18 protein-coding genes are annotated in these 15,812 nt (G+C 71.4%); 9 read left to right on the forward strand and 9 right to left on the reverse strand.

Annotation, left to right across the window (positions count from 1 at the left end; all coding sequences use genetic code 11):
* Positions 1-60 precede the first annotated feature (60 nt).
* The 5 genes from KG111_RS18040 to trxA all read left to right on the forward strand — a co-directional run bounded on the left by KG111_RS18040 (position 61) and on the right by trxA (position 5,320).
* Complete coding sequence (locus tag KG111_RS18040; protein WP_205291250.1) at positions 61-2,103, forward strand: protein kinase family protein; 2,043 nt, start codon at positions 61-63, stop codon at positions 2,101-2,103.
* On the forward strand, positions 2,093-2,803 hold the full coding sequence (gene sigM, locus KG111_RS18045; protein ID WP_249666219.1) for an RNA polymerase sigma factor SigM: 711 nt from the start codon (positions 2,093-2,095) through the stop codon (positions 2,801-2,803). The genes KG111_RS18040 and sigM overlap by 11 nt, the downstream gene beginning before the upstream one ends.
* A gap of 49 nt (positions 2,804-2,852) precedes the next feature.
* Positions 2,853-3,770 (forward strand): hypothetical protein, encoded by a 918-nt coding sequence (locus KG111_RS18050; RefSeq protein ID WP_205291249.1) that lies wholly within the window; start codon positions 2,853-2,855, stop codon positions 3,768-3,770.
* Positions 3,771-3,906: 136 nt separating this feature from the next.
* A complete protein-coding gene (gene trxB, locus KG111_RS18055) occupies positions 3,907-4,896 on the forward strand; it encodes a thioredoxin-disulfide reductase (RefSeq protein WP_205291248.1) in 990 nt (329 codons plus the stop codon).
* Between the two features lie 94 nt (positions 4,897-4,990).
* Entirely contained in the window at positions 4,991-5,320 is a 330-nt protein-coding gene (gene trxA / locus KG111_RS18060; protein WP_205291247.1) for a thioredoxin, read from the forward strand.
* Positions 5,321-5,353: 33 nt separating this feature from the next.
* On the opposite strand, the gene KG111_RS18065 is transcribed toward trxA, so the two are convergent.
* The gene (locus KG111_RS18065) at positions 5,354-6,061 is read right to left on the reverse strand and encodes a GNAT family N-acetyltransferase (RefSeq protein ID WP_205291246.1); all 708 of its coding nucleotides are present in this window, start codon (positions 6,059-6,061) and stop codon (positions 5,354-5,356) included.
* A gap of 147 nt (positions 6,062-6,208) precedes the next feature.
* On the opposite strand from KG111_RS18065, the gene KG111_RS18070 reads away from it, so the two are divergent.
* The 4 genes from KG111_RS18070 to KG111_RS18085 all read left to right on the forward strand — a co-directional run bounded on the left by KG111_RS18070 (position 6,209) and on the right by KG111_RS18085 (position 9,411).
* Positions 6,209-7,423, forward strand: coding sequence for a pyridoxal phosphate-dependent aminotransferase (locus KG111_RS18070; RefSeq protein WP_205291245.1), 1,215 nt, complete (start codon positions 6,209-6,211; stop codon positions 7,421-7,423).
* A gap of 120 nt (positions 7,424-7,543) precedes the next feature.
* Positions 7,544-8,335, forward strand: a complete 792-nt coding sequence (locus KG111_RS18075; protein ID WP_205291244.1) for a lysophospholipid acyltransferase family protein — start codon at positions 7,544-7,546, stop codon at positions 8,333-8,335.
* A gap of 477 nt (positions 8,336-8,812) precedes the next feature.
* Positions 8,813-9,229 carry a hypothetical protein gene (locus tag KG111_RS18080; RefSeq protein ID WP_205291243.1) on the forward strand — a complete coding sequence of 139 codons (417 nt, stop codon included), beginning with the start codon at positions 8,813-8,815 and terminating at the stop codon, positions 9,227-9,229.
* Complete coding sequence (locus KG111_RS18085) at positions 9,226-9,411, forward strand: hypothetical protein (RefSeq protein ID WP_205291242.1); 186 nt, start codon at positions 9,226-9,228, stop codon at positions 9,409-9,411. Before KG111_RS18080 ends, KG111_RS18085 begins: the two co-directional genes overlap by 4 nt.
* Before the next feature lie 47 nt (positions 9,412-9,458).
* On the opposite strand, the gene KG111_RS18090 is transcribed toward KG111_RS18085, so the two are convergent.
* The 8 genes from KG111_RS18090 to rpmH all read right to left on the reverse strand — a co-directional run bounded on the left by KG111_RS18090 (position 9,459) and on the right by rpmH (position 15,550).
* On the reverse strand, positions 9,459-10,514 hold the full coding sequence (locus tag KG111_RS18090; protein WP_205291241.1) for a ParB/RepB/Spo0J family partition protein: 1,056 nt from the start codon (positions 10,512-10,514) through the stop codon (positions 9,459-9,461).
* The gene (locus KG111_RS18095) at positions 10,514-11,734 is read right to left on the reverse strand and encodes a ParA family protein (protein WP_372440141.1); all 1,221 of its coding nucleotides are present in this window, start codon (positions 11,732-11,734) and stop codon (positions 10,514-10,516) included. The genes KG111_RS18090 and KG111_RS18095 overlap by 1 nt, the downstream gene beginning before the upstream one ends.
* On the reverse strand, positions 11,731-12,861 hold the full coding sequence (rsmG, locus tag KG111_RS18100) for a 16S rRNA (guanine(527)-N(7))-methyltransferase RsmG (RefSeq protein ID WP_205291240.1): 1,131 nt from the start codon (positions 12,859-12,861) through the stop codon (positions 11,731-11,733). Before rsmG ends, KG111_RS18095 begins: the two co-directional genes overlap by 4 nt.
* A gap of 88 nt (positions 12,862-12,949) precedes the next feature.
* Positions 12,950-13,558 (reverse strand): Jag family protein, encoded by a 609-nt coding sequence (locus KG111_RS18105; protein ID WP_205291239.1) that lies wholly within the window; start codon positions 13,556-13,558, stop codon positions 12,950-12,952.
* Positions 13,555-14,589, reverse strand: a complete 1,035-nt coding sequence (gene yidC, locus KG111_RS18110; RefSeq protein ID WP_205291238.1) for a membrane protein insertase YidC — start codon at positions 14,587-14,589, stop codon at positions 13,555-13,557. The genes KG111_RS18105 and yidC overlap by 4 nt, the downstream gene beginning before the upstream one ends.
* 3 nt (positions 14,590-14,592) lie before the next feature.
* Positions 14,593-14,967 carry a membrane protein insertion efficiency factor YidD gene (gene yidD / locus KG111_RS18115; RefSeq protein WP_205291237.1) on the reverse strand — a complete coding sequence of 125 codons (375 nt, stop codon included), beginning with the start codon at positions 14,965-14,967 and terminating at the stop codon, positions 14,593-14,595.
* Entirely contained in the window at positions 14,964-15,386 is a 423-nt protein-coding gene (gene rnpA, locus KG111_RS18120) for a ribonuclease P protein component (RefSeq protein WP_307855996.1), read from the reverse strand. The genes yidD and rnpA overlap by 4 nt, the downstream gene beginning before the upstream one ends.
* 26 nt (positions 15,387-15,412) lie before the next feature.
* Complete coding sequence (rpmH, locus tag KG111_RS18125) at positions 15,413-15,550, reverse strand: 50S ribosomal protein L34 (protein ID WP_075018668.1); 138 nt, start codon at positions 15,548-15,550, stop codon at positions 15,413-15,415.
* Positions 15,551-15,812 lie beyond the last annotated feature (262 nt).

Consider the following 15,812-nt stretch of genomic DNA (forward strand, 5'->3'; position numbering starts at 1 on the left):
ACGACCCCCGAGAGAGCCGTCTCCGGCACTAGGATGAGGGCCGACCAGAGAGGGTGGTAGGTGCCGACGTCCACGCGTTCCGGTGACGTGCTCTCCGGCCGTTATCGGTTGATCGACCTGCTGAGCGAGAGTGGCGGCGGGCGCTTCTGGCGTGCCCGCGACACGGTGCTGGAACGGTTCGTGGCGCTGCACGTCATCCCCGAGAGCGACCCCCGGGCGCCCGCCCTGCTGGAGGCGGCACGCACCTCCGCCGCCGTGGTGGACCCCCGGATCCTGCGTGTCCTCGACGCCAAGGCCGAGGACGGCCACTGCTTCGTGGTCAACGAGTGGGGCACCGGCATCTCCCTCGACATCCTGGTCACCCACGCCGGGCCGCTGGAGGCGCACAATGCCGCCTGGCTGGTGGCCGACGTCGCGGACGCGCTCGCCCAAGCCCACGACGCCGGCGTGACGCACGGCCGGCTCAACCCCGAGAACGTGCTCATCGACGGCTACGGCGCGGTGCGGATCATCGGCATGTGCGTGGACGCCGCGCTGCACGGCCTCTCGCCCGGCGACGTCCAGGGCGACCTCGACGACCTCGGCGGGCTGCTCTACTGCGCGCTGACCGGCACCTGGCCGGGCCCCTCGGGCTCCATCGTCCCGGCCGCGCCCCGAGAGGGCGACTGCTTCCTCAGCCCCCGCCAGGTCCGGGCCGGCGTGCCGAAGCCGCTGGACCTGATGTGGCGCGAGCTCAGCGACCCCGCCCTGCGCCGACCGGCGTCGGGACGTCGTACGACGCGGCGGCGCCGCTCGGATGCCTCCGAGGCGTCCGGGGCGCACCGGATCGCCGCCGAGCTGCTCGACTTCGTCGGCGACCCGACCCACATGCAGGAGTCGTTGGCGCGCGCCATCCCGCCGATCAACCAGATCCGGCCGGTGTGGCTGCCGGCGATGAGCGACCCGTTGCCGCACGACGCCTCTCAAGACGACATCCCCGTGGTGCCGCCCGTGCGCCGAGGCGACGCCGCCGACACTGACGACACTGCCGCCGGCACCCCCGAGCAGGCTGACGTGTCCGATGCCGGGACCGACCTGCCCGAGGACCAGCCGCGGACCGAGGTCAACAGCGTCGCGGAGGTGCCCACGGAGGCCGGGATGCCGGTGTTCCAGGGTGAGGACGTGACGTGGCTGCGCACCCGCAGCACGCCGCCGCCTCCGCCGCCGCCGTTCGAGGCCCCGCCGGAGCGACCGCTGTTCGCGCCCGACCCTCCCGGCGGCCGAGCGCATCGGCGCACCGGCGCGACCGACCGAGCCGACACCGCGCACGTCGGCGGACCCGACGACGAGGGCCGCCCGCCGGGGGGCTACTGGCCGTGGGAGGCCGGCGCCCCGCTCGTCGGCGACCCCCTCGTCGGCGAGGAGCTCGAGACCGAGGAGCACCCGGTGGTGCCCGGCCGCTCCTGGCTGCGGCTGGCGATGGCGGTCGGGCTGGCGCTGCTGGTGCTGTGCGCGGTGGCCGTGGCGTTCAACCTCGGCCGGGGCCGCACCTTGCTCGGCACGGAGAACGACGCGGAGCCGGAGTCGTCGCCGGCCGCGACCGCCTCGCCGACCCCGCTGCGCACCGTCGACGTCCGCGACTTCGACCCGTTCGGGGAGGACGGGGCGGAGAACCCCGAGTCCGTGCCGAACGTGCTCGACGGCGACGTGAGCACGACCTGGAACACGCAGACCTACAAGGACCAGTTCGGCGGCCCGCGCGGCCTCAAGGACGGGGTGGGCCTGCTGCTCGACCTCGGCGAGGTGCGCGAGGTGCGCGAGGTCGACGTACGTCTGGCCGGGCCCGGCGAGAGCACCGTCGAGCTCTACGTCTCCGACGAGCCCCCCGACGGGGCTCCCGAGGGTGAGCCCGCGGCGACCGCCACCGGCGCAGGGCGCCTGACCCTGGTCCCCGGCCCCTCCACGACCGAAGGTGACGCGGGTGACAGCACGGCGCCCGGCGACGACGGTTCGTCGGCCGAGGCACTCAGCGGCCGCTACGTTGTCCTGTGGTGGACGGCCCTGCCGAAGGTCCCCGACGGCTTCCGGGCCGAGATATCCGAGGTGGTGGTCCGTGCGCAGTGAGATGAGCGACGCCGACCTCCTCGCCGCGCACGTGGCCGGCGATCCTGAGGCGTTCGGCGTCCTCGTCGCCCGGCACCGCGACCGGCTCTGGGCGGTGGCACTGCGGACCTGCGGCGACCCCGAGACCGCTGCCGACGGGCTGCAGGACGCGCTGGTCGCGGCCTTCCGCCGGGCCGGCTCGTTCCGCGGCGACGCGGCCGTGACCACCTGGCTGCACCGGGTGGTGGTCAACGCCTGCCTGGACCGCCTGCGCGCCGCCCAGGTACGACGCGCCGAGCCGCTGCCCGAGGACCTCGACGACCTCGCCGAGGTCCGCCGTGGCCCGCGGGCCACCCCCGCTCACGCCGTCGACCCCGCCGAGCGGGTCGTCGCCGACGAGCAGCGGTCCCGGGTGCAGGCCGCGCTGGCCGAGCTGCCCCCCGTCCAGCGGGCGGCCGTGGTGCTGGTGGACATGGAGGGCTACCCCGTCGCCGAGGTGGCCCAGATCCTCGACTGCGCCGAGGGCACCGTGAAGAGCAGGTGCTCGCGCGCCCGTGCCCGGCTGGCCGTGCTCCTGGCCGACGTGCTCGACGTCTCCGACGAGCCGGTACCGGCCTCCGCGGCGGTGCCGCAGGTGGTGGGGAACCCCGCGACGGATCCCCTCGTCTCAGGGATGGCGACGCGCGGGCCGCCACCGGCGAGCCCGCCGACCTTCGACTGAACCGTCCCCCTGCCGCGCAGGGCCGGACGGCCCACCCACAGGGGAACCCATGACCGACCCGCACGATCAGCCGGCCGACGAGCCCGAGGCGCGCGACCGCGACACCGATCTCGACACCGATCTCGACACCGACCTCGACACGGGCCGCGGCGAGCCGAGTGACGACCCGCCGCTGAGCCCGCAGGCCGAGGACGCCGTACGACGCGCCCTGGCGAAGGCCGGCGGGCCCGAGCCGATGCCCGGTGAGGTCGCCGACCGGCTCGACGCGGTGATCGCCTCGCTGGCCGCCGAGCGGGCCGCGATCCCGCCGATCTCGCACGCCGAGGGCATCGGCCCGGTCCGTCTCGACGCCGCGGCCCGACGCCGCCGCAACCGGGGCCGGCTGCTGCTCGCCGCCGCGGCGGTGACGGTCGTCGGCGTGGTCGGCGTGGGCGTGGCGACGGAGTCGGGCACCGACGACCTCACGGCCGCGGACCAGATCTCCGAGAGCGGCCCCGCACGCAACGAGCCGCTGGACGGCGACGCCCCGTCGGAGTCCGCGGACGGTGGCGACGCGGGCGCCCGGAAGAACGACCGCTCCGACGAGGCGGCGTCTCCCGAGAGCACCGACCTCGGTGCGACGGTGCCGCCGGTCGCGCCGTACGTCCGGCCCAGCCGGGTCACCACGGACGGCCCCCTGCGCGAGGTGCGGCCCGACCACCTGCACGAGGACCTCGTGGCGCTGCAGCACGTCTCGCTGCCGGACCCCTCCGACGCCGACTACTCCGGCACCCGGCTGCACGCGCCGGAGGCGTTCATGTGCGCCCCCGCGCCGCTCGGGCGCGGCTTCCTGGTCGCGGTGGAGTACGACGGACGCCCGGCGATCGTCGCGTTCCGCGAGCCGGTCGGCTCCACCCAGGCCGCGGAGGTGCTGGCCTGCGGCACCGGGGACGTGCTGCACTCCACCACGCTGCCCGTGACCGGCTGAGACCCTGCGGTCCCCATCAGACGGGCCAGACAGCCCGGACGGCGGGCACCCGGGACGCCGGGAATCCTGAGCCCTACGATCTCGTTGAACCGATGTACGTGCCGACCTGCAAGCGAACCACTCCTGGGGAGTCCCATTGACCAGCGTCACCTCCGAGACCCGCAACGTGATCGTGATCGGCTCCGGCCCCTCGGGCTACACGGCCGCGATCTACGCCGCGCGCGCCCAGCTGAACCCGCTCGTCTTCGAGGGCTCGGTCACCGCCGGCGGTGCGCTGATGAACACCACCGAGGTGGAGAACTTCCCCGGCTTCCGTGACGGCATCCAGGGCCCGGCGCTGATGGACGAGATGCGGGCCCAGGCGGAGCGCTTCGGTGCCGAGCTCATCGCCGACGACGTGGTCGAGGTCGACCTGACCGGCTCGGTGAAGGTGGTCAAGACCGCCACCGACACCTACACCGCGAAGGCGGTCATCCTGGCCACCGGGTCGGGCTACCGCAAGCTCGAGCTGCCCAACGAGGAGAAGCTGTCGGGCCGCGGTGTGTCCTACTGCGCCACCTGCGACGGGTTCTTCTTCCGCGAGCAGCACATCGCCGTCGTCGGCGGTGGTGACTCCGCGGTCGAGGAGGCCACCTTCCTGACCCGCTTCGGCTCCAAGGTCTCCCTGATCGTGCGCCGCGACGAGCTGCGCGCCTCCAAGATCATGCAGGAGCGCGCCTTCGCGGACCCCAAGCTCGAGATCGTGTGGAACTCCGTGGTGGAGACCATCAACGGCGAGGACTCCCTGGAGTCGCTGACCCTGCGCAACACCCAGACCGGCGAGACCAGCGAGCTGCCGGCCACCGGTCTGTTCATCGCCATCGGCCACGAGCCGCGCTCGGAGCTGCTGACCGGCCAGGTCGACCTCGACGCGAACGGCTACGTGCTGGTCAAGCCCGGCTCCACCGCCACCAACCTCCCCGGCGTGTTCGCCGCGGGCGACCTGGTCGACCACACCTACCGGCAGGCGATCACCGCTGCCGGCACCGGGTGCTCGGCCGCGCTGGACGCCGAGCGGTACGTCGCGGAGCTCGAGCACCTCGCCGCCACCGCGACGGCCACCGCCGCGGCGACCGTCGACGCCTGACCCAGCCCCGCCCAGCCCACCGGGGGAATGCGTGCGGTGCGCCGCACGTTGTGCCCTCAGACGTTTGGTTCATCAATCCCGAAGGAGGCCGCCCGTGGCCGACAACATCTCCGCCGTGACCGACGCCGAGTTCGAGGCGCAGGTCCTCAAGTCCGACAAGCCCGTTCTCGTGGACTTCTGGGCCGAGTGGTGCGGCCCGTGCCGCCAGGTCGCCCCGATCCTCGACGAGATCGCCGGCCAGCACGGTGACAAGGTCACCTTCTTGAAGATGAACGTCGACGAGAACCCGGTGACCCCGGCGTCGTACCGCGTCACCGGCATCCCGACCATCAACGTCTACTCCGGTGGCGAGGTCGTGAAGACCATCGTCGGCGCCAAGCCGAAGGCCGCCATCCTCAAGGACCTCGCCGAGTTCATCGGCTGAGTCCCCGCAGCACCGAGAGAGCCCCCGGACCGCTCAGGTCCGGGGGCTCTCTGCATGCCGAGGCACGGCCCGCGGGGTCGCCGGCGCCGAGGGCAGCGCGGGAGGAAGGGCCGCGGACGAGGCCGCCTCGGGCGCCGGGCGTACGACGCCCGCGAGCCGCCGCCACGCCGCGTGCACCTCGTCGCGCCAGGTCACCGCGGAGCGCAGGTCCATCCGCAGCCGCGGTGTGAACGGGTGCGGGCGGCGGGTGCGGAACCCGACCTCGTGCAGGAACGCGACCGGCAGCACGCAGTCCGCACCGCCGGGGGTGCCCAGGGGCGAGTGCGGGCGTCGCCCGAAGGCCTCCACGGCGCGCACCCCGCCACGCTGCAGCAGGTCGCGGGCCATCGCCTGCACGAGCACCCGGCCCAGGCCGGCGCCGGCGGGGGAGAGGTGGCCGGTGGTGAGCAGCACGGCATCGGCGGAGACCGGCGCGGTCGGGAACGCGGCGGCACCGGGCAGGTAGGCGGCGGGGGCGTAGGCGAGGTAGCCCACGGGCTCGCCGTCGACGAGCAGGGTGCGCCCGGGCGGTCCCCACTCGCGGGCCACCTCGGCGAACCACGCCGCCTTCTCCGCCGCCCGTTGCTGGGCGCCGAGGCGGCGGCGGTGCACCTGCTCGCTCTCCCAGAACAGGCAGTCGCGACACGGCGCGCACAGCTTGTCGAGGTGCTCGATGCTCAGCGGGACGGTGGAGCGGGCCATCAGGACCTCCGGCGGACCTCCGGCAGGACGGGGATCTCGATGTTAGTCCTCGGGTCGCCTCAGCGCGGAGCCCGCCGCGAAGGTCCGCGAAGGGCCGCGCAGGCACGGCCGGAAACCGAGTGGCGCCCGGGTGCGAGAATGCCCCTCGTGCGCAAGATCCGTCAGAGCAACAAGCTTCGCAATGTCCGCTACGACGTCCGGGGACCCATCCTCGTGGAGGCGCAGCGGCTCGAGGCCGAGGGTCACCGGATCCTCAAGCTCAACATCGGCAACCTGGCGCCGTTCGGCTTCGAGGCGCCCGAGGCGATCCTGGCCGACGTGATCCACCACCTGCCGGAGGCGCAGGGCTACAGCGACTCCCGCGGCATCTACTCCGCCCGCACCGCGGTCGCGCAGTACTACCAGTCGCGTGGGCTGCGCGAGTGCGACGTCGAGGACGTGTTCATCGGCAACGGCGTCTCCGAGCTGATCTCGATGGTGCTGCAGGCGTTCGTCGACGACGGCAACGAGATCCTGGTGCCGGCGCCGGACTACCCGCTGTGGACCGGCGCGGTGTCGCTGTCGGGCGGTGTGCCAGTGCACTACCGCTGCGACGAGGAGAACGGGTGGATGCCCGACCTCGCCGACATCGAGGCGAAGATCACCGAGAACACCCACGGCCTGGTGATCATCAACCCGAACAACCCGACCGGTGCCGTCTACAGCAAGGAGATGGTCGCCGCCCTCGTCGACATCGCGCGGCGCCACGACCTCGTCGTCTTCGCCGACGAGATCTACGAGAAGATCCTGTACGGCGACGCCGTGCACCACCACGCCGCGGCCGCCGCCGGCAACGACGTCCTCTGCCTGACCTTCTCCGGGCTCTCGAAGGCCTACCGGGTCTGCGGCTACCGCGCCGGCTGGGTGATGATCTCGGGCCCCAAGGAGGTCGCGGGCGACTTCCTGGAGGGGCTCACCACGCTCGCCAACATGCGCATGTGCGCCAACGTGCCGGCGCAGCACGCGATCCAGACCGCCCTCGGCGGCTACCAGTCGATCGAGGAGCTGATCGTGCCCGGCGGCCGGTTCCACGACCAGATCATGCTGGCCGACAAGCTGCTCAACGAGATCCCCGGCGTGAGCTCCGTGCGTCCCCAGGGTGCGCTCTACTGCTTCCCCCGCCTGGACCCCGAGGTCTACGCGATCAAGGATGACGAGGAGTTCGTCATCGACCTGCTGCGGGCCAAGAAGATCCTGGTCACCCACGGCACCGGGTTCAACTGGTTCGAGCCGGACCACTTCCGCCTGGTCGCGCTGCCCGACGCCGACATGCTCGAGGAGGCGATCGGCCGGATCGCGGAGTTCCTCGCCACCCGACGCTGAGCCGGACCCCGTAGCCCAGGCCTCGTGGTCGAGCCCGCCGCCGGGCTCCGCTCCTGGACGCTGACGCGCTGCGCCTACTCTTGGGCCACGTTCCGCCCGCGTCACCAGGAGAGACCACGGATGATCGACATCACCTACCCGCCCATCATCGTCGCCGCCAAGACGGCCTTCAGGCTCCTCGGGCAGAGCTTCCAGATGTCCGGGACCGAGAACGTCCCGCGCGATGGCGGTGCGCTGCTGGCGATCAACCACACCGGGTACGTCGACTTCATCTACGCCGGGCTGGGTGCGCACCCCTCCAAGCGACTGGTCCGGTTCATGATCAAGCGGGAGATGATGGACGCCCCCGGCGTCGGGCACCTGCTGCGCTCCCTGCACCACATCCGCGTGGACCGCGGCTCCGGTGTGCAGTCCGCCCGTGACGCCGTGGACTACCTCAAGCGCGGCGAGGTCGTCGGCATCTACCCCGAGGCGACCATCTCCCGCTCCTTCGAGATCAAGGAGCTGAAGACCGGCGCCGTACGCATCGCCGCGGAGGCCGGCGTCCCGCTGATCCCCGTCATCGTCTGGGGAGCACACCGGATGATGACGAAGGACCACCCCAAGGACTTCACCCGCGGTCGCAAGACGATCGCGATCAAGGTGGGGGAGCCGATGTACCCCACCGCCGAGGACGCCGCCGCCGAGACCGCTCAGCTGCGCTCGATGATGCAGTCGATGCTCGACGAGGTCATCGCGGAGTACCCCGAGGACGAGAAGGCGCCCGGCTCCTGGTGGACCCCGGCCCGCTTCGGTGGCTCCGCCCCCACCCCGGAGAAGGCGGCCGAGCTCGACGCCGCCGAGCTGCGGGAGCGTGCCGCCAAGCGGGCGGCGAAGGCCGCGGAGAAGCGCGGAGACGCCACCGCGCGCTGACCTGCCGCTCAGAGACGGGGCGATTTGTCGACAAACCGACAAGTCGAGATGTCCCTTTGACGATTCATGAGGTAGGTGGCGCCGGGCGTCGGAATCCCCGGTCGACCGGGGATTCCTGCGTTTTTCGGGGGTTGCAACCCCCAGAAGCGCCAGAACAGGCCGACTCGTGTGACGGCTGAGGTTTCACGCGGGCCCACGGCACGCCGCCGCCTGAGGACGCCACGCGGTCGGTGACGCCCACGCAGACGCCGATCCGGGACGGGGGGTGGGACAGGTCGCCCCAAACGGTTCGCCGACAAGCATCGTCCTGCTCCATCGAGCGCGCATAGACATCGGCGCCGCCCTGAGCCTCCTGATCGCTGCAGCGTCGCTGTTCGTCAGCGTCGCGTTATGGCGCCGGCAGCGCGCCGCAGAGGGACGAGCTCGCTATCCGGCAGAGCGGGAGGACCGGAACACGATCGCGAACCTTCAGCGCGCATGGGGGAGAAGAACCCCCTGCGCAAACTGCGGGTGGAGTGCAGCGACAACCGGAGAGACGGCAACGCTTGGACGATGGCCACGCGAACCACGCTCGCCATGTGGCGCCGTCTACCGGCGATCGCCGCGATATCGACTCATCGCTTTATCTATATGTCGACATATCGCCATGTTGAGATCGCACACAGTCGCCAGGACGCGGCAGCAGGCTGGCGCAGCCCGTTTCGTGTGGTCGATCGCGGGATGGTCGGGCGCCCTGGCTACTACGGTCGGCGCATGGCGGACTCAGAGGGGGAGTTGTTTGTCCTCCCAGACGGCTCGCTCAAGGGCCCGACGGAGCGTCGTACCGCAGGACACCCCATCGCCTCAAGCGCCGGTGCAGCAGCCAGCTCGTTGCTTCAGGTGCACCGCTCGTGACCGACGTGTACCCCGAGGGGCTGACCTGGTGGGACGGTGCGGACGCCGCAGCGATCTGGCCGCAGATCGAACCGAGGCCCATCGAGGGCAAGCCACCGCCCGTGCGCGACCTGCAGTGGGTCGGCCGTCTGTGGGAGTCGGACGCCGGTGCGCCCCTGCTGGTCTTCGAGGGCCGCCACTAGCCAGGCCCCAGGAGCGGCCGGACCGATCGGCCGGACCGATCGGTCGGTCAGATCGGGCGGTCGGAGCGGTTGCGCGGGTCGATGAGCTCGACGATGCGCTTCAGGTCGCCGGTGTTGGCGAACTCGATGGTGATCCGGCCCTTGGACTTGCCGAGGTCCACCTTCACCCTGGTCTCCAACCGGTCGCCGAGCCGCTCGGAGAGGTCCTCCAGCCCGGGTGCCTTCGGGCGCGAGCGGCGGGGACGCGCAGTGGTGCCGCCGGAGCCGTCGCCGAGGGCGACGATCTCCTCCAGCGCCCGGACCGAGATGCCCTCGGCCACGACGCGCTGCGCGAGCCGGTCCTGCTCCTCACCCTCGCCCACGGCGAGCAGCGCCCGGGCGTGGCCGGCGGAGAGCACGCCCGCAGCGACACGGCGCTGTACGGCGGGGGAGAGCTTGAGCAGCCGCAGTGTGTTGCTGATCTGCGGCCGGGAGCGGCCGATGCGCTGCGCGAGCTCTTCGTGGGTGCAGGAGAAGTCCTCGAGCAGCTGCTGGTAGGCCGCGGCCTCCTCCAGCGGGTTCAGGTTGCTGCGGTGCAGGTTCTCCAGCAGCGCGTCCCGCAGCATGTCGGTGTCGTCGGTCTCGCGGACGATCGCGGGGATCGTCTCGAGCCCGGCGGCCTGGGTGGCCCGCCAGCGGCGCTCGCCCATGACGAGCTCGTAGGCGTCATCGGCCGTCTTGCGGACGACGACGGGCTGCAACAGGCCGATCTCGCGGATCGAGTGCACCAATTCCGCCATCGCGTCCTCGTCGAACACGGTGCGGGGGTTGACTGCGTTGGGTCGGATCTGGCCGACCGGAAGCTCGGCGAAGTAGGCGCCGTCGACGGGCTGAAGACCCGAATTTTCGATCTGAGCGCCCGAACCCACCCCGGTGGACCTGGGGTCCGCCCCATCGCTGGAAGGCGCTCCAGCGGGAAAGTCCGAATTCTGAGACCCATCGGTGGCAACCGAGCCGGCGCCGCCGCCGCCGGTGCGCGCCGGCGATGCACCTGCGGCGGGGCCGGTCGGGATCAGCGATCCAAGGCCTCGACCGAGGCCTCGGCGGGGTGCTCCAGCTGCCATCAGAGGGCTCCTCGGGTGATGATCTCGCGCGCCGCTTCGAGGTAGCTGAGCGCACCGGGCGAGCCCGGATCGTAGGTCATCACGGTCTGTCCGTACGACGGCGCTTCCGACACTCGGACCGAGCGCGGGATCGCGGACTTGATCACCTGGGCGCCGAAGTGCTCCCGCACCTCGGCTGCCACGCCCGCGGCGAGGCGGGTGCGCGCGTCGTACATCGTCAGCAGGATGGTGGACACGTCCAGGTCGGGATTGAGGTGGGCACGCACCATGTCCACGGTGGAGAGCAGCTGACCGAGGCCCTCGAGGGCGTAGTACTCGGCCTGGATGGGGATCAGCATCTCGGCGCCGGCGACCAGGGCGTTCAGCGTGAGCAGCCCGAGGGAGGGCGGGCAGTCGATGAACACGTAGTCGAACCGGTCGCTCCCCGCTTCCTCCAGGGTGCCGACCTTCGGGTGCGCGTCCAGGGCGCGCTTGAGTCGCTGTTCCCGCGCGACCACGCTGACGAGCTCGATCTCCGCGCCAGCCAGGTCGATGGTCGCGGGCACGACCCAGAGTCCGGCCGCGTCCGGGCACGGCTGCGCGACGTCGACGATCGCAGCGCCGTCAACGAGGACCTCGTACGTCGACGGCGTGCCTTGGTGGTGCGGGATGTTCAGCGCGGTCGAGGCGTTGCCCTGCGGGTCGAGGTCGATGACCAGCACCCGTTGGCCGAGCTGCGTCAGCGCGGCCGCGATGTTGACCGTGGAGGTCGTCTTGCCGACGCCGCCCTTCTGGTTGGCGACGACGAAGACACGGGTCGCCGCTGGGCGCGGGAGCTGCTCCTGGGGGATCCCGGCGCGTACCAGGACCGTGGCCTGGGCGGCCCGGGCCAGGGGAGTGAGGTCGTCCTCGATCACCGAGGCGCTCTCGGCCAGCTCCGCCGCCGTGCGCGGGCGAGTCGCGGGCCGGTTGGTTTCACGGGAAACATCACCGCCGGCACTGCCGCCCGTTTCACGTGAAACAGAACCGGATGCGGTCTCCGTGGACGAGCCCGTTTCACGTGAAACAGGTACAGGCGCGGGCTCTGTCGGCGAGCTGGTTTCACGTGAAACACCAGCAGCTCCAGCGTCGGCGCCATCGGAGCCAACCTGTGGATAACTAGAGGCGTTCTGTGGAGAGTCACGCTCAGCAGGGGTGGTTCCGTCGGTGGAAAACTCTGCGGACCCGTACTTGTCGCTCACGGCTTCTTCCTCCTGCTCGACGCCTTGCCCGAGGGCTTCTGACCAGTCCGTGCACCCGGAGACGCACTTCCGCCGCCACCAGGCCGACCCGCGGAGCCACCCGGGGAACGCCGGGCTCCACCACGCTTCCCGTCAGTGCCTGCGGTGCCACCCTGCGCCGCACCCTTGGGCGCGTCTCGCTTCGACGAGCCCGTTGAGCTAGTGCCGCCGTCCTTGTCGCGCTGATGCGACTTCTTGCTCGCCTTCTTCTTCGGCTTCTTCTTGCGCGCGTCCTGGCCGCTACGCGGGCGCAACGATACGCGGGACGGGTCAGCCCAGCGAACCCGTACGACGTGGATGGTGCCGATCTCCTCGACATCCGTGGCACCGTCGTCGGCAGGGGCCCCGTCGTCCAGGTTCGGTTCGCGCTGAGCAACGGAGGCGGGCAGCGGGTCCACGTCGCCATCCACCGCCCCGAGGCGGCCAGAATCAGCCTGAAAACGGTTCTGTGAGAGCGATTCTGAGCGATCTGCGTTGTAGTCGACGATCCCAACTTCGCTGAGAATCGCTCCTGACGAACCAAATTCCTGGACCTCCGGGGCCGCACAGCCCAGCTTCGCCAGGGTCGGGGCCGCCTCGGCGATCTCGTCGCCGACCGAGGAGCCCTTCATCGCGACCAGCTCGCCCGTGGCTGCGACCAGCGGCATGCTCCACCCCAGCAGTCGCTCCAGGGGAGCGACCGCGCGGGAGGTGACCACGTCGAAGCGCGCCTGGCCGTGCAGCGCGTCGGCGCGGCCGCGGACGACGGTGACGTTGTCCAGGCCGAGCTCGGCCACGACCTCGTCGAGGAACGTCGTACGACGCAGCAGCGGCTCGATCAGCGTGATGGAGATGTCCGGGCGGGCGATGGCCAGCACGATGCCGGGGAGGCCGGCGCCGGAGCCGATGTCCGCGACGGTGGCGCCGCGGGGGATGGCCGGTGCCATCAGGGCGCAGTTGATCAGGTGCCGGTCCCACAACCGGGGTGCTTCACGAGGACCGATGAGTCCTCGGAGCACGCCCTCGGTCGCGAGCAGCTCGGCGTACCGCTCGGCGAGCGGGAGCCGGTCACCGAAGACGCCGGCAGCCGTCTTCGGGGGACGCGACACCCCCGGGCCGGCCGGATCGGGATCCGGCGGCACCGGGGGTGTGGAGGCGTCGTCGTGTTTCACGTGAAACGCAGGAAGCGGGCCGTGCTCAGGAGTCGGCCGGCAGCACGACGACGTACCGTCGCGGCTCCGTGCCCGCGGACTCCGAGCGCAGCCCGGCAGCGGCGACCGCGTCGTGCACGATCTTCCGCTCGAACGGCGACATCGGGTCGAGCGAGACCGGCTCACCGGACTCCCGCACCTGGGCGGCGGTCTCGGCGCCGAGCTTCGAGAGCCGGGCGCGCTTGTCGGCACGGAAGCCGGAGATGTCGAGCATCAGCCGGGAGCGCTCGCCGGTCTCGCGGTAGACCGCCAGCCGGGTGAGCTCCTGCAGTGCCTCGAGCACCTCACCGTCACCGCCGACGAGCTGCGTGAGCTCGGCACCCACGATCGACACCGCGGCACGGTCGGCCTCGACGTCGATGTCCAGGTCGCCGTCGAGGTCGGCGATGTCGAGGAGCTCCTCGAGGTAGTCCGCGGCGATGTCGCCCTCACGCTCGAGACGGGCGATCAGGGTGGTGTCGTGCCCGTTGTCGGTGCCGGCCTCGTCCTGCGTGGCGTCGTCCTGCGTGGCGTCGTCCTGCGTGGCCTCGTCCTGCGTGGCGTCGACCTGCGTGGCGTCGACCTGGTCGGACCCGGCGTCGGTGTCGGCGCTCATCGGCGATCTCCCTTGTTGGTGTTCGTGGGCTTCTTCGGGCCGGCGCTGCCGCCACCCGGACTCTTCTTGGCCTGCTGGCGCTGGGCCTTGGTCTGCCGCTTCGGCTGCTGACGCGCGGCGGGCCGGCGCTCCTCGACGACGGGCTCGACGGCCTCGTCCTCGACCAGCGTCTTGCCGTGCTTGGCCGCCTTCGCCTTGTCCCGGTCCTGCTTCGCCTTGAACGCCGGGGTGCCGGGGGCCGGGTTGTTGCGGATGACGTAGAACTGCTGGCCCATGGTCCACAGGTTCGAGGTGGTCCAGTAGAGCAGCACGCCGATCGGGAACGCCACGCCACCGAGGCCGAAGGCCACGGGGAGGATGTAGAGCAGCATCTTCTGCTGCTGGGCGTAGGGGCCGCTCATCGCCTCGGCGGGCATGTTCTTGGCCATCAGCTGGCGCTGGGTGAAGAACGTGGTGGCCGTCATCGCGAGCACGAGGATCAGCGCGACCACCATGACGGTGGCGTTCGGCTCGTCGCCCCAGGTGCGGGCCCCCCAGAACGAGTCCGCCACGGGGATCACGCCGAAGATCTGGGAGTCAGCGAACTGCTTCGCGGACTCGGTGTCGAGGAAGCCGTGTGCGGTGTTGCGACGCGCCGCCTGGTCGAGGAGCCGGAACAGCGCGAAGAAGATCGGCATCTGCAGCAGGATCGGCAGGCAGGACGCGAACGGGTTGGTCCCGGCGTCCTTGTAGAGCTTCATGGTCTCTTCGGCCAGCTTCTGCCGGTCGTGGCCGTACTTCTTCTGCAGCTCCTTGACCTTGGGCTGCAGCAGCTGCATGTTGCGGCTGGACTTGATCTGCTTGACGAACAGCGGGATCAGCGCCGCCCGGATCACCAGCGTCAGGCCGATGATCGACAGGGCCCAGGACAGACCACCGGACGGGTCGAGCCCGAGGGTCTCGAAGAGCTTGTGCCAACCGAGGAGCACCGCGGAGATGATGTAGTACAGCGGCACCATGATGTAGTGGCCGATGTCGCCGATGATGCCCACTGATCAGGCTCCTTGCTCGGTGAGGGGACCGCCGGCGGACGCCGGCAGGAGAGTGGGGGAGTGCGACTCGTCGCACTCAACAGCTGGTCCGGTGGCGCGCTCGGCGCCGGAGCCGGAGTCCGCGGGGGACCCGCCTGTCCGGTCCTCGCTCGAGCCGCGCCGCGGCGGGACGTGGTCCACGCCGCCGTCGGACCAGGGGTGGCACCGCAGCAGGCGCCGTACCGCGAGCCAGGTGCCGCGGACCGCGCCGTGCACCTGGAGCGCCTGCAGTGCGTAGGCGGAGCACGACGGGTAGTAGCGGCAGGTCGGCTGCGGGCCCAGCAGGGGGCTCAGCAGGATCTGGTAGCCGCGCACCAGACCGATCAGCAGCCACTTCATCCGGCCTCCCGACGCTCGGTGGCCGGCTGGGCCACCCGTTGGAGGCAACGGTCGAGCTCGGCGACCAGTTCCCGGTACGACGCGCCGGCGGCCGCGGGCTGGGCCCGCACCACCAACGTGGCGCCCACAGGAAGGCCTGCGACCCGCTCACGCATGGCATGACGCAACCGTCGCTTGACCCGGTTGCGGACCACCGCCGTGCCGACCGCCTTGCTGACGACGAAGCCCACCCGCGCGGAACCCCCCGCACCACGACCTGAGGTGCGGTGCCCGGGAACGCCAACGACCTGCTCGCTCCCAGGGAGCAGCAGGTGCGTGACGAGGCAGCGGCCTCCCGCGCGTCGGCCGCGCCGGCTTGCCGCCCGGAAACCCTCCGGGTCGACGAGCCTGTGGCGCGCTTCCAGCACGGTCAGCCCCACGGGTTCCGTTGGGCAGACACGCTGCCTCAGACGGAGAGGCTCGAACGGCCCTTTCGGCGACGGTTCGCCAGGATCGCGCGACCCGCACGGGTGCGCATCCGCAGGCGGAAGCCGTGCACCTTGTGACGGCGGCGGTTGTTCGGCTGGTACGTGCGCTTGCTCACGGTGACCTCTCAGGATGTCGGGAAGGGCCTTCCGGCAGCCCGGCGAGCCCGGTCGGGGACCGCTGGACGTGTCGGCCGGCACCGCGCAGCCACGAGACCGGTGAGCGTCGTGGACATGCGGCACCGGTCGACACCGGTTGACCAATAAACGGTACGCGGAGCCAGGATCCAGGGTCAAACCGGCGACGACCGGTGCAGACCGTTCCCCACGTGGGTGAAAACCTGTGGATAGCGGCTTGATCGACCACCTCTGCGACGATTA

Origin of the sequence: Nocardioides faecalis, assembly GCF_018388425.1 — a bacterium.
Classification (GTDB): domain Bacteria; phylum Actinomycetota; class Actinomycetes; order Propionibacteriales; family Nocardioidaceae; genus Nocardioides; species Nocardioides faecalis.